The organism is Alcanivorax sp. NBRC 101098, assembly GCF_001010505.1.
GTDB lineage: Bacteria > Pseudomonadota > Gammaproteobacteria > Pseudomonadales > Alcanivoracaceae > Alcanivorax > Alcanivorax borkumensis.
In genome coordinates this window covers 1811931-1835333 of record NZ_AP014613.1, presented here as the reverse complement: position 1 = coordinate 1835333, position 23403 = coordinate 1811931, and the positions used below count along the sequence as shown (strand labels likewise).

Sequence of the window (23403 nt, the reverse complement as noted above, 5' to 3'; positions counted from 1 at the left end):
TCCGTGTTCGTTAATCCTTCAGCACAGGCGGAGGAAAGCATGGACGAGCCGCAATGCGTTGTGTTGTTGCATGGGTTGGCCAGAACCGCCCATTCAATGAAGAAAATGGAAACGGCCCTGGAGAAAAGCGGTTATGCCGTGGTTAATCAGGGCTATCCTTCTACCAAAAAGAACATTCAAACCCTTGCCGCTGAAACCCTTCGCGCCGCACTGAATAAATGCCCACCCAACGGGGCGGTTCATTTTGTCACCCACTCCATGGGTGGCATTTTGCTGCGCCAGTATCTCAGCCAACATACGATTCCACGCCTGGGCAGAACCGTCATGCTCGGCCCACCCAATCAGGGCAGTGAAGTCGTCGACCGCCTCGGTAGCTGGGCGCCATTCCAGTGGTTCAACGGCCCAGCCGGCAGCCAAATGGGCACCGGCCCGGATAGCATCCCCAACCAGCTTGGCCCAGTGGATTTTCCGGTGGGAGTCATTGCCGGCAACCAAACCATCAATTTTCTGCTCTCCACCCAACTTCCCGGCCCCAATGACGGCAAAGTCACCGTGGAAAGAACCAAAGTCGAAGGCATGCAGGATCATTTGGTATTGCCGGTGACGCATCCGTTCATGATGCGAAACGGCGCGGTGATTGAGCAGGTAAAGGTGTTTTTGGAAACGGGGCAGTTTTCCCCTGAGGGGTAGAAAAGCCCGAGTATCACTGGCGTTGACCTGCTTTCAACGCAACCTTGGTTTGAGCTCTGTGTAGCAACTTGGCTATGGCACCACAAAGGGCTGTTATGCCAGGCCGTTTCGTCGGTCATCATCAACAACAGGCTGCTAATAGGGAAACGGTTGAGCTAGGGGGGAACCGCTTATAGGGTTCTGATTACCCTACATTAATGGGTGTTTAACTTGAAAAAACCACTTCTATATTTCATTGGGCTTATTGGCTCAGGGATTACGTGCCTGTTATCAGGCATTTATTACGCTGTCATATGTCAGCAGGGATGCGATTATTTGGCTGCTCCGGCTATCTATCCATATTTTGCGTTCTGGGTTTTTCTTATCTTTTCATCCTATCTTCTGGTCAAGCTTGTCATGCTGGTTTTATCCAAAAAATAAGACGCAAAAAAAAGCGCAGAAGATTCGGAAATACAAAAGCACGCGAGGGGCAGGTCTTGCCCCGTGATCCAAGGGGAAAAAGGCAATATCTGACGCCGAAATTGTTCACTGCTTGTAATAGCAGGTGGCTATATTTATCTGAAGCCTCAGCCGCCCATGTCACTGGCTGGAAAGTACAGTGACTCGATCCTTGTTTCCTTTTCCTTCACGAGCAATCAGCTCCCCCAGGCCGAATCAATGGGAACCCGTGCTCAACAGAACGGGGCCCAAATGCGTGTAGGTGATATCTCAAGATTCGCTAAGTCATTGATCTTTTGTTCGAGTTGCGACTTAAATGTGCATGGGGTCCCCGGAAATAGGCCGCTCGTTCGAGTTTTGTCAGATGGGAAAAGTTCTCACCTCTTGGGTAAGTTGCTAAATGTTATGGGTTTATCGGAATTATATACGGTAGCCTGTTAAGAAATATGTCGAAAAAAGATATGTCGAATCGTTCGAGTGAATACGCTGTTAGGTTTCGAAAATGTCTCCTTTAGATTTCTACATCGGCTTGGCAATTACCAACATCGTTGTTCTTGGTGGTTGGGCTTTCTCAATTGTCCAGAACAAAGTAGCACTTCGTCGTGAGCGACGCGTATCTCAATTGGCTGCTGCCTACGATACCTTTGTCCGCGTAGGAATAGATGGTGGTCGGCCTGTTCGCATAAATGCGGCTGGGGAGCTCGACGATTACACCCGGGAATTTGAACACGCTGTTGCAACGGTGCATCTCTATGGAACAGAGGAGGAGGCGGAGCTTACAAATATTTTTGTTAGGCAACTTACCGGAAAAAATCATTACAGTGCGGATGACCTCGTCAATGCTCTGCGGAACGATATAAGAAAAGAGATGGGAATGGCTGCGCTCAAGCATGCACCAACATATTTAAAGCAAACTATTACTGATAATCGGGTTCGCCCCACGAATGAAGCCAAAACCTAACAAATTGTTGTAGTTCGTTCCGGCCTGCGGCCTCCACCGGACGCCCTTGAGGGGGCGCCGCTAAACAAAAGCGTTATATTTTTCAGATATCGTATAAAGGAGATTCGAATGTTTAACATAAAAAAAATATTGGTAGTGTTCTGCTTTTTGGCTATAGCGGGGTGCGCCTCATCTCCCTCGACGGTTGAAAAAGAAGAAGCAGCAGTAACTTCCGCAAAGATTGAAACAGAAATTCTTGGGATAGGAGTGGTAGAACTGGTAAGTGAAAGAAAAACGTTCGATCCAATTCCCATACCAAATTACTACTATGGCCAGTTATTGATCGATACAACTTTATATAAGTCTGCTGTTGAAGGTCCAGAAGCACAAAAACTTATGAACTATGTTGTAAGTCTTTTTGGGGAGGAAAGAAAACAATTTGGAATAAGTGTTGTGCCAACCTTGAATGGCGTCAAGCTTCCGGAGTTTGTTGTTTTTTCCTATATATACGATAGTGAAGGTCAATCATGGAAAAGTGATTTAACAAAAAAATACAGATCGCCTGCGATTCCGATTTCCGATTTCAGTAAAATAGGCTTTAAATTTAAATATGTGTCATCGAATGATAAAGATGTTCGAATAATAAGTACAGTTTCAGATATTGTCTCTAGTTATGGCGGGATTTCTCCGGGATCATGGGCAATTTCAACAATATCTTCACCGAAGGTTAAAGAGGCCGCTCAAGCGGTTGACGATATTATCTCGAAGATGTTAAGCAATTCAATTGAATCAAATGTTAACAATGCACTGGAGCCAGTAAGTGATGGGAGTAAAGACGTCGTTTACCGTGTGTCCACGGTAAAAGATGATAAGTTAGCAGACATAAAGTTCTCAACTCGATTGTTTACCAGCTTAGTTTCTGGTCGTGTATTAAAGAACACAAGTGTTCCGAGTAACTACCGAGATGCCATCCCTACGGTTGATCCTTTTTCAAATCCTCTTAATAGAATTAGGGTTTACGGAGGTAGTGAGGAGACCTTAAGTGACGAACTTCGAAAGAATGGTATGCTTAGAGATTTGACTAATGCGAATAGTCCAGAAGCCTTTCGGCAGAGTTGCAGAGATATTATCGACAAATTATCCAGTAGTTACGGTCTCAATGTTTTTGATAGCTTAAACTCCATGAGAAACGCTCTTACATTAACAAAATTCGTTAAAGATAAAACGCTATATAATAGCGGTTGTTTAACTAAAGGAGAGTTTAATCTATTGAATAAAATGGGAGTTCCGTTAAATTTTGAAGGCGATTTAGCAGTAACACCTCTGGACAATGGTACGCTAAAGAAGCTAGCCGGCTTCTTTAAATCACCTGTGGCAAATGTTGGTTTTGAAGGAACAATATTGAATTTATTTGAGGAGAATGTGCGTATTACATCTGGTTCTGATAATTTGAATGCTTTCCCTGAAGAAGTTGCGATAATAGATCGTCAAAATTTGGTACAAAGATTTAAACTTCTAAATGCTGCAACAGTATGTTGTTGGGGAGGGAGCGTATTAAACGGCGAAGGTGAACCAATAAATAACTCAAGGCCGCTGTACTTTCGAACCTTAATTTCTAAAGTTTTGTATGCAATGGAGCTATATCAACCTATGAAAGACAAGCCCGTAGATTTTGTCAGGATTAGGGTGTTAAACGAAGGCGATATATCCCAAAAGGCAAGAGAGTTGCTAATGAGTCCAGCTAAACCTCTAGTTGAGGGGTATCAAACAGATGTGATTGCGTTAGCTGGCGAAATATAACAATCGGTTGCTGCCGGACAGTCAAAAGCTCCGGCCAAAAAGCGGCCTCCACTTTTGCCTGCCGCAGAACCGGGCGTTAGGCGCATAGGAGAGTTGGGTGCCAGGACTGAAAGAAATCTGCGAAAACCTTAGCACTCATTCGAAGATGCTCGCGCAATCTTCAGAGGATAAATGGTCGGATAGTTCGTCTCCAGTAGATGAACCGGTGCGGAGGATCCTTCTTAGGGGTTCAGAAATCATTCGGGGAGCTACCAATCTCGGCTTGTCAGAGAATCCGACAGCATTGGGCATCTTATCTCGGCAATTACTGGAGTTGTTTATCTCGCTACATTGGGTGATATCGGATCCAGAACGTGCGGCAAGGTACGCGGAGTTTCCTACAAATGAACTCGATAGGCTTGCCCAGATGGCTATGAAAGACGGATTGCTGTCCGTCAAGTCAAAAGAAGATGGCGCGGATGTCACCAATGATTTTCTATCGACTAGAAACAAGCCGAAAAAAGGCGTTTCGATTGAGCAGCAAGCCCGTGAGTCTGGAATTTTAGATCTGTATCAGATTCTCTACAGGTTTATGTCATTGGAAACACACGGGAAGTCTGAAACAGTCGTTAACCCAGCCGAACGTTCCGAAGTGACATTGGAGCACCTTCAAACGATAGGTGCGATATCACAAGTGTTTGGGCATACGGCGATTTTATGGCTTCTTCATCGCCAGAAGATAACCAATGAGAAAGTACGCGAGCTCTTGGGGGCTTAATAATGAGGTCGCCTAATGTCCACTCCCCCGATACAAGAATCCCTGAAAAAGCTGACCCCGGAATTGGAGAGGTTAAGCATATCTCCTTCCCGGAATTTTCGGCTGTCGATAAAGGTTATCAGGTTACGCTTTCTGGCTCTCTGAGCCCTTGGGTGAATTACGGCCTGTTGAGAATGTGTAGGCCGAGTTAGGCGTAGCCGTAACCCGGCACCTGCGCAGCTTTCAGGCCGCGCTTTCTTATGTGATTTCCTGTGTTGTTGGGGCGTACTGGTTGGCGTCGGTGGTGTATTCCGCGTGGCCGTATTCCACCAGTAATTCCTTGATTCTCTTTACCAGTATTTTATCCGCTATCTTGTTGGCTACCGGTATGTCTTGCAGGGTTCGGTAGGCGATGAGGCGGGGGAGTACTAACAGGTTGCCCACAGTAAACAGGGCATAGTCGATCAGGTGGGGTTCCACGCCCATTTCTTGCGCTTTTGATTTGTCTTTACGGCCCAGAAAGGCCTGGGTGAAGAAGACTTTAGAAAAGCTGCGCTCAACCAGGTTGTGCGCTTTGCTGAGAAGTTTTTTGTTTTTGCCTCGGTAAACGGACATGGTGGCGCGGGTGAGTTCGCCGCAGGTTTCGTCATCGTAGCCTTCGCGCAGGGTGCCGGAGTAGGTGAGCATGGTGTTGATGATCTCTGGTGCTTCGGCGGGCAGCAGTTCTTCGGGCAAGCCAAGTAAAAAGCACTGGTAGCGTGACAGTTCGACAATGGCTCGCTCGTTGGCGGTGAACTGTTTACGGCCTTTACGCAGTGCCCTGAAGGCCGTGAGGTAGGCAGGCATGGTGCCGGCGGGCATTTGGTCTACTTGGGGAATAGGAATGCCATATACCGCCGGGTCCCAAGGGCCGCCCTTGTCGATGGTGGCGCGTTTGATGATGTTGAAGCGCACCATGGAATGCATCAGACGGACCATGGCCGCGGCTTTGAAGCCGGGGCCGAACCGTTCCAGTGAGCCGGGGAGGGTGGCGGTGGTGAAGAAGCTGGCGGTTTCGTTGATGCGCTGGTTTACCGACTCGTTGGCCAAGGTGCCGGTGATGGCCATGGGCAGGCCGGAGTATTTGTTCATGAAGGTGGCCACAAAGGCACCGCGAATCACGTAGGGCGCCAAGTTGGCCATTTGATTGCGGCTCAGGCGCGCCCCTTCACGGACAAGGTCCATGTCTACCCAGTGCGGGGTGGATTCCATGGCAGAGATAAAATCGGTTAATTCCTGGGGTGCATCGTCCACGGCTTCCAGCCCTTTATCGCAGGCTTTTTTGAGCATGGTGATCAGGTGGCGAAACCCGTATTGCGGCATCAACGCGGCATAAGCATCAGACACGGTGTCGCCGAGCAGGGTGTAGGCCCGTGCCCGTTCGACTTTTTCTTTGTCCGCAAGAATGCCGGCGCGGTATTTGCGAGAAAAAGATTCCGGCAAGGCGCTGCGGGTTTTGATGTCATCGGTAAAGCGCTCCGGTGTGACATCGAAATCAATATCACCATAGAGAGAGGGAATCCGACTTTTTTGGGCGTGAACTTTTTCCCAAAGTGCCTCTAGTGACCGCGCCATTTCGCACCTCTAAAAAGACATTTAATTATCTGTATACATTGGGGTTATAGCGTACTGCTGGCAATGGCAAGAAAGAACGAGGATAGAACATGCGGATTTTTTTGGCCTGAAGGGGGACAGGCGCAGAGGTGATGCACGGTGATTAGAGTAAATAACGGGTAAGGGTATGTTTTCCTGAAGAAAGGTTTGTTTGGTTGGTGTTTCGTGAAGATATCCCTCTTTGCCGTTAAACGGTGGGGTAAACGGCAAAGAGGGTGGTTAGGTTCTGGCTAGCCTTGCTCCGCCATGGCTTCTTTATAGAGTGACTTGCGCGGCTCGGCAAAAACCTTGCGCAGCATGGGTTCAAAGTAATCCAGTGGCAGGGTTTCTCCCTCCGGGTCGAATGCCGGCGAATCGTATTTGCTGACGAACTCCAGGGTTTGCCGATAGTGCGGGTGATCTTTGAAGTTCTCGCGCATGTCGCGATTCATGCCCAGGTAGTGGAAGAAATAGTAGCCTTGGAAGATGGCGTGGTGTTTCACCATCCAGTGGTTGGCCTCGCTGACGAAAGGCTCTAACAGCACGGCGGCCACGTCCGCGTGGTTGAAGGTGCCGAGAGTATCGCCGATGTCGTGCAGCAATGCGCAGACCACATATTCGTCATCTTTGCCGTCGCGATGGGCCAAGGTGGCGGTTTGCAGGCAGTGCTGGAAGCGGTCGATCTTGAAGCCGCCGAAGTCGCCTTCCAGCAGGCGCAGGTGAGTGATGATGCGATCGGGCAGGCCTTTGCTGAATTCACCGAAGGATTTGGCAATGATCTGCCAGTCCTCGCCGGTGCCCTGCTTCATGTGAGTAAAGTCGGCGCGGGGTGCGGTCATGTCATTCATGGTGCGCTCCTTATTCTGCGTAACCGGGGTTGTTGCGATCCAGCTTGCGCAGCAGGCCGGGCCACGCAAGGTTGCCGCCCATGCCCTTGGTGACCTGTGCCGCCTGTTGCTTGATGGTGTCGACGATGCCGGCGGGGATCGGGGTCAGCGGGCGGTTGCCAGACAGGGCTTGCACCTGGATTTCACAGGCCCGCTGCAAGATGAACATGCTCAGAAAGGTATCGGCGATGGTGCTGCCCACGGTGAGCAGGCCATGGTTACGCAGGATCATGAAGTTGGCGTCGCCCAAGTCGGCTTGCAGGCGGGCTTTCTCATCGTCGCGCAGGGCTACGCCTTCGTAGTCGTGGTAGGCAAGGCTGGCCAGCGGAAACAGGCTTTGTTGCGATAGGGCCAGCAACCCTTCCCGCTGGGCGGATACGGCGACGCCAGCGGTGGTGTGGGTGTGCATGACGCAGGCAGCATCATCGCGCACTGCATGGATAGCGCTGTGGATGGTAAAACCGGCCGGGTTGATGTCGTAATCGCTGTCGTCGAGCTTGTTTCCTTCCTGATCTACCCGCACCAGGCTGGATGCGGTGATCTCGTCGAACATCATGCCATAGGGGTTGATCAGGAAATGGTGCTCGTCGCCGGGTAGGCGGGCGGATAGGTGGGTAAAGATAAGATCATCCCAGCCGTGCAGGGCAATGAGCCGGTAGGCGGCGGCGAGATCCACGCGCAGCTGCCATTCTTCGGCGCTGACGGCGCTTTTTTTGGAGGGGATGGTAGCTGGGTTAAGAGTGACCTGGCTGTTCATGTAGCGCTCTCCCGTTATGTGGGGCTTATCTTGGGGTGTGCCCCTTATGATGTGGTCTGTTTTTTTACTCCCTCGAGTGTAGGCCGGGGGTTAGGGGGAAAACTGTCAACTGGTTTACAATTGGGCCATGACGAATGCGTATACGGTGCTGCGGTACTGCCCCTTATTGGCGGGTTTTCCGGACGAGGCGCTGCATGAAGCGGCGCGGCATGCACGTGTGCGGGCGTTTCAAGCCCATCAGCCGATTTATGAAAAGGGCGAACCTCAGTCCAATCTGTGTGTGATTGCCGAGGGCCAGGTGCGGATTAGTTCAGTGAATGCACAGGGCCAGGAAGCGGTGTTGATTATATTTGACCGCGGCACCTGGTTTGGCGACGCGGTGTTTTCCCCGGGGGCTGGGCGCGTCTATGGGGCCACGGCACAGGAGGCCGCCGTGCTGGTGGAGGTGCCGGGCCCTTATTTCCGTGACTTGCTGCAACGTTACCCGCAAAGCTATGCGGTGGTGCTGGATCTGATTAGCCAACGACTGTGGTCTGCCATTTCCATGATTGAAGAAGACGCCTTGCGTGGCACCCAGGCGCGAATAGGGCAGCGTTTGTTGTTTCTGTCGCAAATGCAGCGTGGCGGCAAGCCGGAAGGCGGACCGGTGACGGTGCGCCTGACCCGCGAACACATTGCCAATATGATGGGCATGACCCGCCAGGGGGTGCACCGGACGCTAAAAAACTTTGAGGCACAGGGGCTGATTACGCTGGGTTACGGGCGGATTACCATTGAAGATGAGGCGACGCTGCGGGAGCACTTGGCGACGTTGAATTGAGTTTGAAGCTTAATGCCGGATTACGCCTTTCAGGCTAATTCGACCTACTTACACGATATTCCCCGCGTGCACTGGTAGGTCGTGTTAGGCGCAGCCGTAACCCGACACTCTGCCCAACATTCTGCGGTGATTTGATTTTAGATAGACATAAAAAAACCGGCGGTGGCCGGTTTTTTTATGTCGCCAATTAGCGCACGTCTATTTAACGCACTTCCATGCCGGGTTCGGCGCCGCTGTCGGGGCTGAGAATATGAATATCATCTCCGCCGGGGCCGGCGGCCAGCACCATGCCTTCGGAAATGCCGAATTTCATTTTCCGTGGTGCCAGGTTGGCCACCAATACGACCAGCTTGCCTTCCAGCTCCTCCGGTGCGTAACGGGCCTTGATGCCGGCAAACACATTGCGTTGACCCAGCTCGCCTACGTCCAGCGTGAGCTGCAACAACTTGTCGGCACCGTCTACGTGCGCGGCCTTGGCCACGCGGGCCACGCGCAATTTCACCTTGAGGAAATCATCGATGCTAATGGTTTCGTCATTGTCGCCTGCGTCTGCTTTTTGCGTGGTGGCCTTTTTAGGCTTGGCGGCAGCGGGGGCCGGTGTGCTTTCTTTGGAATCTTCGAGCATGGATTCTACCTGTGCCATATCCACACGGCTGAGCAGAGGCTTGAACTTGGCAATCTCATGGCCGAGTAACAGTTGCTCCGAATCCGCCCAGGTGAGCGGCTCCACCTGCATGAAGGCTTCGGCGCGTTCGGCCAACGCGGGCAAAACCGGTTTCAGGTAGATCACCAGCAGCCGGAAGACGTTAATGGCGGTGCTGCATATAGCCAACACTTCCTGCTCTTTGCCTTCTTCCTTGGAGAGGCTCCAGGGAGCCTTGTCGGCGATGTAGACGTTGGCGTGATCGGCCAGGGCCATAATTTCACGCATGGCTTTGCCGAATTCGCGCTTCTCGTAGAAATCGGCAATGCGCGGGCCTGCTTCCTGCACTTCGCGCACCAGCATCATGTTGTCTAGCTCGGTGCTGAGTGTGCCGCCGAACTTCTTGACGAAGTTGCCGGTTCGGCTGGCGATATTGACCAGTTTGCCCACCAGGTCGGAATTCACTCGCTGGGCAAAGTCTTCCAGGTTCAGGTCGAAATCGTCCACGCGGCTGGAGAGCTTGGCGGCGAAATAGTAACGCAGGTATTCCGGGCTCAGGTGATCCAGATAGGTGCGGGCCTTGATAAAGGTGCCACGGGACTTGGACATCTTGGCGCCGTTCACGGTGACGAAGCCGTGGCTGTAGATGGCAGTGGGCTTGCGCAAGCCGGCGCCGTCTAGCATGGCGGGCCAGAACAAACCGTGGAAATTGATGATGTCCTTGCCGATAAAGTGGTACAGCTCGGCGGTGGATTCTTTGCCCCAGTAATCGTCGAAGCTGAGCCCTTCACGGTCGCAGTAATTCTGGAAGCTGGCCATGTAGCCAATGGGGGCATCGAGCCACACATAGAAATACTTGCCCGGGTAGCCGGGGATCTCGAAGCCGAAGTAAGGCGCTTCACGGGAAATATCCCAGGGCTGCAGGTCTTCAATCCATTCCTGCAGTTTGTTGGCGACCTGTTCCTGCAGGGCGCCGGAGCGGGTCCACTCGCGCAGCAGGGCTTCGAACTTGGGCAGGTCGAAGAACAGTTGGGTGGTTTCTTTTTCCACCGGGGTGGCGCCACTGACGGAAGAATAGGGCTCAATCAGCTCCGCAGGGGTATAGGTGGCGCCGCACACTTCGCAGTTATCGCCGTACTGGTCTTCGCTTTTGCATTTGGGGCAGGTGCCCTTAACGAAGCGATCGGCCAGGAACATGCCTTTCTGCGGGTCATACAGCTGGGTGATGGTTTTTTCCAGAATGTAGCCCGCATCTTTGTTGCGCTGGAATACCATTTCCGACAGCGCCCGGTTTTCGGGGCTGTGGGTGCTGTAGTAGTTGTCGAAGCTTACTTGGAAATCGGCGAAATCACGCTCGTGGTCGGCTTTCACCTGGGCGATTTGCTGTTCCGGGGTGACGCCGTTTTCCTCGGCCTTGAGCATGATGGCGGTGCCATGGGCGTCGTCAGCACAAACATAGATGCATTGCTGGCCACGGAGTTTCTGGAAGCGAACCCAGATGTCCGTTTGAATGTATTCCAGCAAATGGCCGAGATGAATAGGGCCATTGGCGTAGGGAAGGGCACTGGTGACCAGTATCTTGCGGGGAGTGTCACTCATGGGAACGGCATCAATTTCCAAAAAATGGGTGGCCTATGATACGGGTGCTGCCGGGGTTTTTCATCCTGTGATATTCGCGGTGAAACCTGGGCCCTGGGAACAGGGGCGCCGGTGGGCATTTAAGGCAGGCAATCGCAGGTATGTTTCGTGTGCGTGGGGGGAATCACCGTGCCTGAGAGAACCGCTTGTGGTTAGCTTTTCGTCTCTCAGGCAGGTATGGCAATTAGCGGGTGCCCTTGGGGACCTGCCCGCGTTTTAGGGCGTCACGCACCTGTTGCTGGGAAACCGGTTTACTGAGGTAATCGTCTACCCCGGCATCACGGGCTTTTTGCACATAGTCCCCGGTGGCATGGGCTGACAGGGCGATGATCCAGCAATGGGGCTGTGCTTCATGTTCGGCTTCGAGTGCTCGAATTTCCCGGCTGGCTTGATAGCCATCCATGATGGGCATTTCACAATCCATGAATATGATATCCCAGTGATTTGGCCGGTTGCGCACCAGCTCGAGGGCTTGCTCTCCATCACTAACCAGGGTGGCATGAATACCCAGTGATTTGAGAATGCTGTCGATCACCAGCTGGTTCACCGCATTGTCTTCCGCCACGATTACTTTGAGTATATTGGCTTGGTCCAGGCAGATTAAGGGCGCGCGTTTTTCTGTAAAGGCCCTGTTTTCGTCGGGACCAGTTAGCAGGCTGCGTTTGAGTGCCTGGCAGGAAAACGGCGTTTCTATCAGCAGCAGATTTTCCGGTAGATTGTCACTGAGAGGCTGACCTGTAGGGTGCAGCAATATCAGCGCGGGGTTATCGAATTGGGCACGAAGTTGCTCAACGTTTTGCGGGTTTTCTAGGACCGGCAATTCAGCGATAAGATAATCCACGGCTTGGCTAGGGTTGGCAGGGTTCAGCGCCGCAGCGACGTTGCGATATTCCAACGTTTTAGCCCCCCAGCGGCTAAGCATCTGAGACAGGCTGAGTAGTTGTGGTGCGGAACTAGAAATAATGACGGCCTTGCGATTTTCCAAAACCGGTTTTCTTTGATTAGTTTCCACCTCTACGGGCAGTGATATCCAGAACGTGGCGCCGCGGCCTAGGGAGCTGGAGACACCAATTTCCCCGCCTAGTAGTTCGATCAACCGTTTGCAGATTACCAGCCCAAGGCCGGCACCATTGTGTTTAGTTTTGGCTGACAGGTCCGTAAATGCTTGGAACAGCGATGATTGCTGCCCTTCATCCAAACCTATCCCTGTATCGACTACTTCGATCATCAGCATGCATACCCCCTTGTTATTGGGGGGTTGTTTCAAGTTTACATGCAGGGCAATGTGGCCCCGATCGGTGCACTTGAAGGCATTGCTGAGCAGATTAGTAATGATTTGCTTGAGGCGAATGGGGTCGGTTTTGATGCGCTCAGGGACGCGGCTATCAATGTGGATATAGAGCGGTAGGCCCTTTTCACTGGAGTGCAGTGCAAACAAGCGAACACAGTCATCGACGATGTTTTCTAACGCGATAGAGCGGTAGTCCAGTTCGAGTTTGCCGGACTCAATTTTAGAGTAATCAAGAATGTCGTTGATGACTCTTAGCAGCGACTGGGTCGATTGGTAGATGGTGCCGACATATTGCTCCTGTTGTTGGGTCATGTCGGTGCGACGCAACAGATCAGTCATGCCCATAATTCCGTTCATGGGGGTACGAATTTCATGACTCATCGTCGCTAGAAATTCACTTTTAGCGTGGTTTCTGGCCCCAGCCTTAAACGCTTCCATTTCTGCGATGGCGCGGTCGCGAACGGAGTTGGAGTGGGCCTCTTTCAAGCGATTGATGCGCCGGGCTAAGGCCAGTGAAAGCAGCACGACCTCCAAGAAAACACCGATTTGCATTAGGTTTTCGGTCAGTATGTTGCGCGGGATTAGGCCATATTTATTCAGCGCAATAGTCGCCGCACCGACAATAAAGCAGAACCAAGCCAGGGTGAAAATACGCGCGTCCGGATCGCCGGCTCGGGTGCGAATTAGGCCGATGAGAAAAATGCTGAAATCCATCAGCAAAATAGCACTAGCGGAAATCGGTATTAGGAAAGTGCGGCTGGTAAAGGGGGTCGCTAGAAATAGTATCGTGCCTATGCCGATCAAGATCCGCAGCCACACGGCAAGGCGAGGGGATTTTTCCTGTAATGATAAAAAATGCAGGGCAAGCAGAGGCGGTAGCAGTGCCACTAAGGGTAGCAGGTAATGAATGATGTACTGGCTGATCAGGATAGAGTGCGGCCACAAATAACGCTGGGCATAGCCATGCAGGACTGCCATGAACAGGGTGACAACGGCGGACCAGCATACATATAGCAGGTAGACTTTTTCGCGGATGGAAAAGAACAGCGACAGGTTATAAAGAATCATCACCAGCATGCCGCCGAAGAAAATGCCTTGCACTATGCTTTGTGTTTGCGTGGAGGCGTTGTAGTTTTCTTGCGTCATCAACTCCAGCGGTAACTGAATGCTGTGTGCAGAGGAAACCTTGAGCAGGATGTCGCTGTCGGTGCCGGCCGGTAGGGTAAGCGGGAAGGCTGGCTTGGGGGCGGTGCCTGGGCGCACTGAAAAGTCACGGTCCATGCCTGCCTGGAAATGGGCAACCAGATTACCGCCGGCATCAATTTGGTAAACATCGATTTCGCCGAGCATGGCGTAGTCGATTTCCAGCTGCCAGGCACTATGGAACTGATTAAGGTTGCGAACTGAGAAACGGAACCAGCAATGATCCCTGATAAAGCCTAAATTCGGTACGCCGGCACCGGTAGGTTGCCATGGTAGGTCTCGGCGTTGAAGAATGTCAGTAATGTCTGGTGATTGATCCGCAGGCGTACAAAAGGAATACAGGCCCTTATAAGGGTGTAGGTGCTCTTGTTGTTCGCCAATAATCTGGGTGTCCGGTCCATTGGCGGATGCCAGTGTGGACAGACAGACTGATAAAAAAGCGACAAGCAACAACAGGGTGGCTTTCGAGTCGTTGAACAAAGTGTCTATATCCATCAGTGGATGAAGGGGGGATCTCACCTCTTTTCAGTGATGCTAGCAGCGTGAGCCGGGGGGCTCAATGCAGCGGGAGAATAACCCATGGTAGCAATAGTAAACCGTTTTTCGGTTGGCCCTATTACCGGTGAGTCCGGGGAGTCTCATGTGCGTCTTTTCGGGGCATTGCCCAAAGGAGAGCTAGGAGCCGGGAACAAATTCATGTGGGGGCGGGTGCGTTGGCGTGAGCTGGGCGAAGAACGTTGGTCTGAACCCCGACGATTCCGCCTCAATGGTAATTTTGACGGGTCCGGGGTCGTGGTAATCAATAAGCTAAAACCGGGGGCCTGCTATCAATATCAGGCAGGTTGGGTGCGCTCGGAAGAACAGACACCGTTGGATTGGCATGGTGTGGATACGGGGCGCTTTTCTACCCATCAGCCAACGGCGAATCAGACTACCTTCCTGTTCGGTTCCTGTTGTTACCGGTTTGTAGGGCTGGATGGCATTATTCAGGATGATCGCGCGGACAAAATTTTTGCAGAAATGTCGGCCCAGGCGGAGCAACACAATCTGGATTTTGTGCTCTTCGGTGGCGATCAGGTCTATGCCGATGCCCTGTATAGCATTGGTGCCGCTACCACCCCTGATGATTTCGATTCTCTCTATCGGACCAGTTTTTCTCAGCCACATTTGGCGAAACTGCTAAGGGAAACCAATAGCTACATGATCCTTGATGATCATGAAATCGAGAATAACTGGCCAGCCAAGGCGGATGCCGATCGGTGGACCAACAAGTATCCGGCTGCGATCAAGGCCTATCAGATTTACCAAGCGTCCCATTCTCCGGCTGCTCCCTTGAATCAAGCCGGCACCTATTTGGACCGCGATCCCGATAAATTCTGGTATACCTTTTCCCGTGGCCCGGCGGATTTCTTTGTGATGGATGTGCGTACCGAGCGGGTTCTAAGCCGCTGGCCCTGGCAGCGCAAGATGATCAGCGAGGTGCAGGAGCAGGCGTTTGTCGAATGGCTGGATCGTGATCCTGATCGCATCAAGGTTTTGGTGACCTCCGTTGTTATGTTTCCTGAACAACGCCGTCCCTTTCAGGGTAAGGATGCCTGGGAAGGCTTTCGTCATCAGCGCCAGCGCTTGTTGTCGGCCATGGCAAAAAGCGCGAGCCAAAAACTGGTGGTGCTCAGCGGTGATGTGCATGCCTCTCTGTACGCTAGCCTGACCTTGAATGGGGGCAAGAAGGTGCACAGTTGGACCTGTTCGGGGTTGTTTTGGCCCACCGCGCTATTCGCGTTTCGTTGGTATCGTCCAATGATTCGGGTGCCGGGGTTGCTGTATAGCGGTTGGGGACGGCCCTTAGGGCATGTCAGCGTGCCGGGGGAGGTTTTCAGCAACAATGCGTTTTCGGTGGTGTCATTTGATGACAAGGGGGCTCAGTTTGCTCTGTTCGATCGCCGAAATCGGGCAGTACCGGAGGCAAGTCGAACTATCGAGTGGTAACGCAGGCTGTGTTGGGCAGAAATGGCTGCCCTTTGCGTTATATGGCGAAAAGCTTACAGGGATTGGCGTTTTTTTACCTTATTAGCGTTGGCTGATTTGCCTAGAGTGGATCTCGCAAGGACGCGATGGAACACGGATGTTCGATTTCGACCCGGTACAGCTTACGTCCGCCACCCCCAAATGGCGGGCGTCTTTTTTTCTCCCTTTGATTGCCCGCAGCAGAACCTCGATAATGCATCGCTTCATTGCAGGAGTCGGTCATGTCTGAGCAAGTAGAACAGCGGGAAATCCTCAAAGCTAAACTCAACCACGAAACCGCAAAAGCTAGCTGGAAAGAGCTGCAGCCCTTCTTTGCCCGTGGCCAGACGATCTATGTGGCACCAGAGTTAGATCTGATTGAGGTCGCGTTGGCATTTTCAGAAGATCAGGCAGAACTGATTGCTCTGTGGCGTGACAAGACGCAGGTTGACAAGGTGAGCGATGAGCAGGCACAAGCCTGGTTCGCCGAAGACAAAGCTCTGTGGACCGTGGTGCTGCCGCCATGGGTGTTAGTGCAGCAGGAATCGATGCAGTAGTTTCTCGCCTCTTTTCTCCTCCTTTCTTCTAGGGTCTTTTAGGCCTTGCCGTCTGCCCCTGTGGCCGCTATTAGCGGGCGGCCACGCCGTTTCGTTTAATTAGGCCGGGGCGTTTGTCGAGTATGACGGCGCTCTCAGATTGGCATTCCTTAAAGAATGAGCGGAGAGCTTGAGCGTGGTTCTACGACATAAAAAGCCAGGCTGGCATTCATTGCTACCGGGGGTATAGAGTGAGCGAAAAGGCCTGTGCGTGTGCCCGGCGGGCCTAGGAGAGCTTGAAGGTCGTGGTTGGCCACGTGCTTCGGTTTTACTCGATACGTTTCGTAGTATAAGGACGCCGGAGGTTTTGATGCAGTATGAGGTCGCTCAACGCGAAGCGCTATTGCAGGCCCAGCTGGAAGGGCTGGTGACGGCTCACATCGGCGCTGATCAACAGTCTCTTTTTCGCAGTTTTCTCACTGCCTATTATGAAATGAGCAGCCTTGCTGCACTGACCGCTCGCTCCCCTGAGGCGCTTTTTCAAATCGCCCAGCAGCACTGGTTGATGACACTCCAACGCCACCCCGGCGAAACCCTTATCCACTTGAAACCCCCTTGCCACCCCGGTGGGCTTGCTGCACTACGCACTGTTACCGATGATGTGCCGTTCTTGGTGGATTCCGTGGCTATGGCCGTGCGTGATGCGGGTACGGCTATTGACTGGACTGTGCATCCGGTGATTCAGATGCGCCGCGATGCCCATGGGCATCTCACCCAGGTGGTTGGTGTCGGTGACGGTGAGCAGCCCGCTGAATCCATGATTTATGTGGAATTCGAACCGCTGGGCGACGATAAGGATTACGCCAACTTGCAGGCTATTCTTGAACGTGTGCTCGATGACTTGCGTGTGGTGGTGGAAGATTTCGAGCCCATGCTCAATAACCTTAGCGCGACCCAGGCTAATTTATCGGCCAGTTATCCTAATCGAGACCAACAGGAGCTACAGGAAGCAAAAGAGTTTATTGAATGGTTGTCTGAAGAGCACTTTACCTTTCTTGGTTATGCCCGCTCTGAAGCAAAAGATATGGAGGGGGGCATCCAGTTGCACCTGGATAATGCTGCAGGGCTTGGTCTGGCCCGCCCGAATAGCCCCTATGCCAATGCGGATGAATTTATTGCACCGAATGAAGAAATGGCCAAATACATCCGCCATGGTCGCCTAGTGGTTGTCACCAAAGCCAATGTGCGTTCGCATATTCATCATCCTCACTACATGGATGTGGTTTCGGTAAAACGTTTGGCTGCAGACGGTTGCGTTGAAGGCACCGACCGCTATATCGGTTTGCTTTCCCTTGATGCCTATATCAACCGGCCCCGGGATATTCCATTGATTCGCCGCAAGGTGAATTACGTGCTGGAGCGTTCTCGTTTGCCAGGCCGCTCGCACTCCGGCAAGCACCTGCGCGACATTATTTACCAACTGCCTCGTGATGAATTATTTCAGTGTAGCGAGCAAGAGCTGTATGACATTTGCATGGGCATTCGTGCCCTGCGTGATCGTCACCATTTGCGGGTTTTCGTGCGTCGAGACCGCTACGGACGTTTTTATTCCTGCATGATTTACCTAAGCCGCGAGCGTTATTCTCCGGAACTGCGCGACAAGGTGACGGCTGAGCTGATGACATTGTGTAATGGCCGCTCGGTGGAACGTACGGTGGATTTTCTCCGTGAAGGGCTGGCTCGGATTCATTGTATTGTGCGCATTCCCCAGGGCATGCAGCTGGCAATGAACGATAACCAGGTAGAGGAGCGGTTGATCGAGATCACCCGCTCTTGGTCTGATCAGCTAGGGGAAGTGTTACGCAAAACCAGTGACCAGAATGACGAGTGCGAGGAGATGGGCCCCCGGGCCGGTGACGGTGCTACGTTGGCGTTGCAGTATAGAGAAGCCTTTCCTTTAAGTTATCGGGAAGCCTACAGCGCTGTGGAAGCTGCCGCAGACTTGCAGTACTTGATTCAGCTGAGAGCGGACCAGCCTGTGTTGCCCTGTTTGACTGTTTCCGATGCGGATGGTGCGGCGTGTCCAACCAGTTTGCGCCTGTACAGTTTGAATAATCCCATTGAGTTATCCGCTGTGCTGCCGGCGCTGGAGAATTTTGGCCTGCGAGTCGTGCGCCAGAACCCCACCCAGGTGACTCCTCGCGGCGGTGAGCCCCGCTGGATTCAGGTTTTTGATGTGCAAGTCAACGGGGACTGCTGTTTGGGGCCGGTGCAACAGAAACGTTATTTCGAACAGGCTTTTCTGCAATGTTGGAATGGCGATACCGAAAATGACGGTCTTAATCGACTGGTGTTGCTGGCAGGGCTAAATGCCCGCCAAGTGGTGTGTTTGCGTACGCTGACAAAATACCTGATTCAAACAGGATTACCCTTCTCTCAAAATTACATGGAGGAGTTGCTGGCGGAACATGCACGCATTGCCCATTTATTGGTGCAGCTTTTTGAGAACCGTTTTGACCCGCAGTTAAGCGATAGTCGCCGTGAGCATGAAGGAGTGAAACTGTCACAGAGCTTGGCCCAAGAACTGGACAGCGTAGTTTCACTGGATGCAGACCGAGTATTGCGGGCGTTTTTGAGCGTGGTGAGAGCAGGGCTGCGTACTAACTTCTATCAGCGAACGGCAGGAGGCAACGACAAATCTTATGTCAGCCTCAAGCTCGACCCAACGAAAGTTTCCGAGTTGCCGCCACCGCTGCCTATGTACGAAACCTTTGTCTATTCGCCCACCATGGAAGGTATTCATTTGCGTGGTGGGCCTGTGGCCCGTGGCGGCCTGCGTTGGTCCGACCGCCGTGAGGATTTCCGCACCGAAGTGCTGGGCCTAGTCAAAGCTCAGATGGTTAAGAACGCTATTATCGTGCCGGTGGGTGCCAAGGGTGGCTTTGTAGTGAAAGGCGGCACGCCCAGTGACCGGGAGGCGTGGCAGCAGCAAGGCATCGCCTGTTACAAAGATTTCATTCGCGGGCTTCTGGATATCACCGACAACCGCGAGGGCGATACGATCGTGGCGCCGGATCAGGTGGTTCGTCATGACGTAGATGACCCCTATTTGGTGGTGGCCGCAGATAAAGGCACTGCGACGTTCTCGGATATCGCCAATGGCCTGGCTGACGATTACGGTTTCTGGCTGGGCGATGCGTTTGCTTCAGGTGGCAGTGCGGGTTACGACCACAAGCAAATGGGTATTACTGCTCGCGGTGCTTGGGAAAGCGTAAAACGCCACTTTCGCGAACAGGGCAAGGATATTCAGGCTGAGCCTTTCACTGTGGTTGGCATTGGTGACATGGGTGGGGACGTGTTCGGCAACGGTATGTTGCTATCAGACCAGATTCAGCTAGTTGCCGCGTTCAATCACCTGCATATTTTCATCGACCCAAGCCCGGACCCGGCCGCTACTTTTGTCGAACGACAACGCCTGTTTACAACCAAAGGTGCCACTTGGGATGACTTCGATCGCGAGGCTATGTCTGAAGGGGGGGGCGTCTGGTCGCGCCGTGCCAAGAGTATTGAGCTCAGTGAGCGGGCCTGCGAGGCGTTGGGGATTACTGAGCGCACGCTGACGCCTGCGGAATTGATTACGGCGATTCTCAAGGCGCCGGTGGAGCTGCTCTGGAATGGCGGTATCGGCACTTATGTGAAGGGTAGTAATGAAAGCCATGGCCAAGTGGGCGACAGAGCCAACGATGCCATTCGTATAAACGGCAAGGATCTACGCTGCCAGGTTGTGGGTGAGGGTGGCAACCTGGGGCTCACTCAGCTGGGCCGTATTGAGTTTGCTCTCAAAGGTGGCCGCATTAATACTGACGCCATCGATAATTCCGCCGGCGTGCACAGCTCGGATCGGGAAGTGAATATCAAGATTCCATTGAACCAGCGTCTGCGCGATGGGCGCCTGGATCGGGATACCCGCGACCCTTTACTGGTGCGCATGACCGACGATGTAGCCGATGCCGTATTGCGTGACAATTACGTGCAAAGCTTGGCGCTCAGCCTGTTGGAATATAACGCTGCGTCGCGGCTGGATGAACATGCTAACCATCTGCGGACACTAGAGCGCCAGGTGATGCTGGTGCGTGCGGTGGAATTTTTGCCAGATGATGAAGGGTTAAGTGAGCGCCGTACCCGAGGTAAAGGGCTGACTCGCCCGGAGCTGTCGGTGCTGTTGTCCTATACGAAGAATGCCTTGTTCGATGCCTTGCTAGCATCGGATGTGCCTGACGATGCCTTTTTTGATCAAGATGTGCTGCATTACTTCCCGCGGGAACTGGTGGAGTCGTTTGGTGATGATCTTCTTAATCACGGTTTGCGCCGGGAGTTGATCGCCACCGTGCTGGCTAATGCAGTGGTTAATCGCGTGGGCTTTGCTTTTGTTCATCGTTACGCAGATGAGCATGGTTTGTCATTGCATCGGCTGGTGAAGGCCTATGTCATGGCTCATGCCGTTTTTGACGGGGACCTTTATTGGGCGCCGGTGGATGAGCTGGATGGGCGGGTGGATAGTCAGGTGCAATTACGGCTTTATGGTCGCGTAATCGGGCTGATGAAGCACGTGACTACTTGGCTGATTCATTACAAGTGGGGGCGCCGTCCGGTGGCGGAAGCTGTGGCCCGTTACCGGCAGGCCATTGCTGAACTGGAAAGTATGTTGCCCGAGGTGCTGCCGGGCAGTTACCGGCAGGAATGGGATCAGGCTGTGGAGGGCATGAAAGACGATGGCGTGCCCGATAAAGAAGCGAAAATGCTAGCCAATACCATGGTGCTAGGCTGTGCCCTGGATATTGTAGAGCTTGCCTCTCAGGCTCAGGTGCCGTTGAAACTGGCAGCGCAAGTGTACTTCTTCGTCGGCGATAAACTGCATATTTTGTGGCTATTGTCATCGATTATCGATCTGTCTGTTCAGGATCGCTGGCAAGCCTTGGCCCGGGCTAATCTACGAGAAGACTCTTACCGTTTGCATCGGCAAGTGGCCGCTAAAGTACTGGAGTGCGCAGGCGAGACAGCGGCGGCAAGATTTGCTGCTTGGGAGGAGAAGTCGCGCCAAAAAGTAGCCTTTGGCGTAAATCGCTTGCAAAGCCTGCAAGCGGAAGGCCCCTACGACTTTATGACGCTGGCGGTGGGTGTGCGCGAGCTGCGTAAGTTGCGCAGTTTGTAGGCCTTTTGTCGAGGAACGCACGGATTGCACTTGAGTTGGTAGGCCTCTGCATATACTGTACAAAAAGACAGTATATGCAGAGGTGAAGTGTATGCGTGCAATGAATAGGGGAACCCTCAGCCAGCGACCAGGGCGTTTTGCCGTCAGTCATTCTGAATCTAATAGTCCGCCTGTGAATCGGCCCACTCGCTATCACCGTGAGAAAGCCAGCAGCATTATCATGACCAACCGCAGCCCGGACCTGCCTTTTGAGCAGAGTATCAACCCTTATCGGGGGTGTGAGCACGGTTGCATCTACTGCTATGCGCGTCCCAATCATGCCTATGTGGACCTATCCCCCGGCCAGGATTTTGAGAGCGAAATTTTCTGTAAGGACAATGCCCCCGAAGTGCTGCGCGATAGTTTGCGTAAGGCAAGCTACCGTTGCCGGCCGATTGTACTGGGTACCGTGACCGACCCTTACCAGCCCATTGAGCGTGAGCGACGCATTACGCGCGAGTTGATGCAGGTGCTGGTGGATTGTCAGCACCCTTTCAGCCTGATTACCAAAAGCACCTTAGTGCTGCGAGATTTAGACTTGATTGCGCCCATGGCGCGGGCAGGGCGTGCTTGCGTCGCTGTCTCGGTTACCACGTTGGATAACCGCCTTAAGGGCCAGCTGGAGCCTCGCGCCAGCGGGGGAAAGGAACGACTTAAAGTGGTGCGCGAACTGAGCCGAGCCGGCGTACCGGTGACGGTATTGGTGGCGCCGGTGATTCCTTTTATTAATGATCACGAACTGGAAGATATTGTTCATCAGGTGGCCATGGCCGGTGCCCAGCAGGCGAGCTATGTGGTGCTGCGCTTGCCCCACGAAGTGGGGCCGTTGTGGCAGCAATGGCTAGAGGAGCACTATCCAGACCGTGCGGATAAGGTCATGTCAGTGATGCGGGATCTACACGGCGGAGCGATTTACGATAGCCGTTGGCATCACCGTCAGAGTGGGCAAGGTGCTTGGTCACACTTACTCCGTCAGCGTTTTGATTCCGCCTGTCGCAGTGCTGGGCTGGCCGCGCGCGAATCGCTGTCGCTGGATACCAGTGGGTTTGTGCCGCCGGGGCCCCATGGGCAGTTGAGCCTGTGGGGCACGGTTTAGTTGGCTAGGGTTATTTATTTTTCCGATGGGTTTAGTCAAAAGGCGTATTTCAGCGATTGGTAAATTTTGCGAGCCGGCGCTGTAGTACTGCTCGATATGGTTCAGGTAACGGTGACTGTGTTGATGGATTTGACTTGGCGGTTGGTGCCGCAATTGAATGCGGTTAATCAAGGTGTGGAAGTCGGCAGGGAGGGGTGTTTTCCTCATCAATGTGGCGTCTATTACGGCGTTCCAGAGCGGCTCATTCCTTGCTCTTCAAGGCGTATACCATGCGAACCGATGCGGGGTTAGTAAGGCGTTGGCCGGGCGCTATCGCACCATCATGCTTCCCCGGTTAAGCAACGTGCTGATGGTCTGGCTCGGCAAGCTCGCACGCCGTATGATTAAGCACCGACTGGCTGGATTGTTACAGGCGTGAATTCTTGTCCCTTTCAACGTGCCCGCTCCCCGGAACAGAAAGCGGAGCGGCGTGCACAAATTCTTGAGGCGGCGGCGATGTTCTTTGCTGAACAACGGTTCGACGCCATTAGTTTGGCGGCGATTGCTCGCCAGTCCGGTGTTACCAAAGCTGCGCTATACCGGTATTTCCCCTCCAAAGAAGCCCTTTTTTTGGCGCTCTATCTAAATGAGCTGGATGATATGGTGGTGGCGCCATTAGCTCAGGGGGAGCCGCTGTGGGCGGCAATCAGTGAGTTGTTAATCGGGCGGCCTTTATTTTGCCGCTTAACCTCTATTCTGCATACCGTGTTGGAGCACAATTTGGATGAACCCCAGGCACGGGAGTTCAAGCAGGCCTTATTGGCCCAGTTTGTCCATTTAGCCGGACGGTTAGAGAATGAATTTGGTTTGGAGGGGGATCAAGCAATTCGTTTCCTGATGCAAACCCAACAGTCGGTAATCGGTTGTTGGGCGGTGAGTCAGCCTGCGCCGGTGGTAGCTGCCGTGATTAACGCTCCACCGCTGGATGTATTTCAGGTGGTGTTCGCTGATGCCCTACGAAGCCAGTTACGTGCGTTGCAGGCTGCGCTATGACGGTAA

Annotated in this window: 15 protein-coding genes; 10 read left to right on the top strand and 5 right to left on the bottom strand. The window is 52.9% G+C overall.

What is annotated here, in order from left to right:
* Positions 1 to 39: 39 nt before the first annotated feature.
* The 4 genes from AS19_RS08315 (at position 40) to AS19_RS08300 (ending at position 4625) form a co-directional block, all read left to right on the top strand.
* Positions 40 to 690 (top strand): triacylglycerol lipase, encoded by a 651-nt coding sequence (locus AS19_RS08315; RefSeq protein WP_035461182.1) that lies wholly within the window; start codon positions 40 to 42, stop codon positions 688 to 690.
* Positions 691 to 1630: 940 nt separating this feature from the next.
* A complete protein-coding gene (locus AS19_RS08310) occupies positions 1631 to 2089 on the top strand; it encodes a hypothetical protein (protein ID WP_011589585.1) in 459 nt (152 codons plus the stop codon).
* Positions 2090 to 2197: 108 nt separating this feature from the next.
* Complete coding sequence (locus AS19_RS08305; protein ID WP_046961928.1) at positions 2198 to 3868, top strand: hypothetical protein; 1671 nt, start codon at positions 2198 to 2200, stop codon at positions 3866 to 3868.
* 97 nt (positions 3869 to 3965) lie between these two features.
* On the top strand, positions 3966 to 4625 hold the full coding sequence (locus AS19_RS08300) for a DUF5677 domain-containing protein (protein WP_052753750.1): 660 nt from the start codon (positions 3966 to 3968) through the stop codon (positions 4623 to 4625).
* A gap of 237 nt (positions 4626 to 4862) precedes the next feature.
* On the opposite strand, the gene AS19_RS08295 is transcribed toward AS19_RS08300, so the two are convergent.
* The 3 genes from AS19_RS08295 to AS19_RS08285 form a co-directional block, all read right to left on the bottom strand.
* Positions 4863 to 6218 (bottom strand): oxygenase MpaB family protein, encoded by a 1356-nt coding sequence (locus tag AS19_RS08295; protein WP_046961927.1) that lies wholly within the window; start codon positions 6216 to 6218, stop codon positions 4863 to 4865.
* Between the two features lie 269 nt (positions 6219 to 6487).
* Positions 6488 to 7084, bottom strand: coding sequence for an HD domain-containing protein (locus AS19_RS08290; RefSeq protein WP_046961926.1), 597 nt, complete (start codon positions 7082 to 7084; stop codon positions 6488 to 6490).
* A gap of 10 nt (positions 7085 to 7094) precedes the next feature.
* Positions 7095 to 7880 (bottom strand): class II aldolase/adducin family protein, encoded by a 786-nt coding sequence (locus AS19_RS08285; protein ID WP_046961925.1) that lies wholly within the window; start codon positions 7878 to 7880, stop codon positions 7095 to 7097.
* A 127-nt stretch (positions 7881 to 8007) separates the two neighbouring features.
* Here AS19_RS08285 and AS19_RS08280 point away from each other — a divergent pair, with 127 nt between their 5' ends.
* Positions 8008 to 8700, top strand: a complete 693-nt coding sequence (locus tag AS19_RS08280; RefSeq protein ID WP_046961924.1) for a Crp/Fnr family transcriptional regulator — start codon at positions 8008 to 8010, stop codon at positions 8698 to 8700.
* 202 nt (positions 8701 to 8902) lie between these two features.
* Here AS19_RS08280 and metG read toward each other — a convergent pair whose 3' ends face one another.
* On the bottom strand, positions 8903 to 10942 hold the full coding sequence (gene metG / locus AS19_RS08275) for a methionine--tRNA ligase (protein WP_046961923.1): 2040 nt from the start codon (positions 10940 to 10942) through the stop codon (positions 8903 to 8905).
* Positions 10943 to 11165: 223 nt separating this feature from the next.
* On the bottom strand, positions 11166 to 13994 hold the full coding sequence (locus AS19_RS08270) for a hybrid sensor histidine kinase/response regulator (protein WP_011588879.1): 2829 nt from the start codon (positions 13992 to 13994) through the stop codon (positions 11166 to 11168).
* Between the two features lie 60 nt (positions 13995 to 14054).
* Between AS19_RS08270 and AS19_RS08265 the strand changes: the two genes are divergently transcribed.
* The 5 genes from AS19_RS08265 to AS19_RS08245 all read left to right on the top strand — a co-directional run bounded on the left by AS19_RS08265 (position 14055) and on the right by AS19_RS08245 (position 23397).
* Positions 14055 to 15464, top strand: a complete 1410-nt coding sequence (locus tag AS19_RS08265; protein WP_011588878.1) for an alkaline phosphatase D family protein — start codon at positions 14055 to 14057, stop codon at positions 15462 to 15464.
* Between the two features lie 260 nt (positions 15465 to 15724).
* Positions 15725 to 16039 carry a DUF2288 domain-containing protein gene (locus AS19_RS08260; RefSeq protein WP_011588877.1) on the top strand — a complete coding sequence of 105 codons (315 nt, stop codon included), beginning with the start codon at positions 15725 to 15727 and terminating at the stop codon, positions 16037 to 16039.
* Positions 16040 to 16388: 349 nt separating this feature from the next.
* Entirely contained in the window at positions 16389 to 21230 is a 4842-nt protein-coding gene (locus AS19_RS08255; protein ID WP_046961922.1) for an NAD-glutamate dehydrogenase, read from the top strand.
* A gap of 91 nt (positions 21231 to 21321) precedes the next feature.
* Positions 21322 to 22365: a PA0069 family radical SAM protein gene (locus tag AS19_RS08250; protein WP_035460254.1), complete on the top strand. Its 1044-nt coding sequence runs from the start codon at positions 21322 to 21324 to the stop codon at positions 22363 to 22365.
* 414 nt (positions 22366 to 22779) lie between these two features.
* Positions 22780 to 23397, top strand: a complete 618-nt coding sequence (locus tag AS19_RS08245; RefSeq protein ID WP_035460256.1) for a TetR/AcrR family transcriptional regulator — start codon at positions 22780 to 22782, stop codon at positions 23395 to 23397.
* Positions 23398 to 23403: the final 6 nt, after the last annotated feature.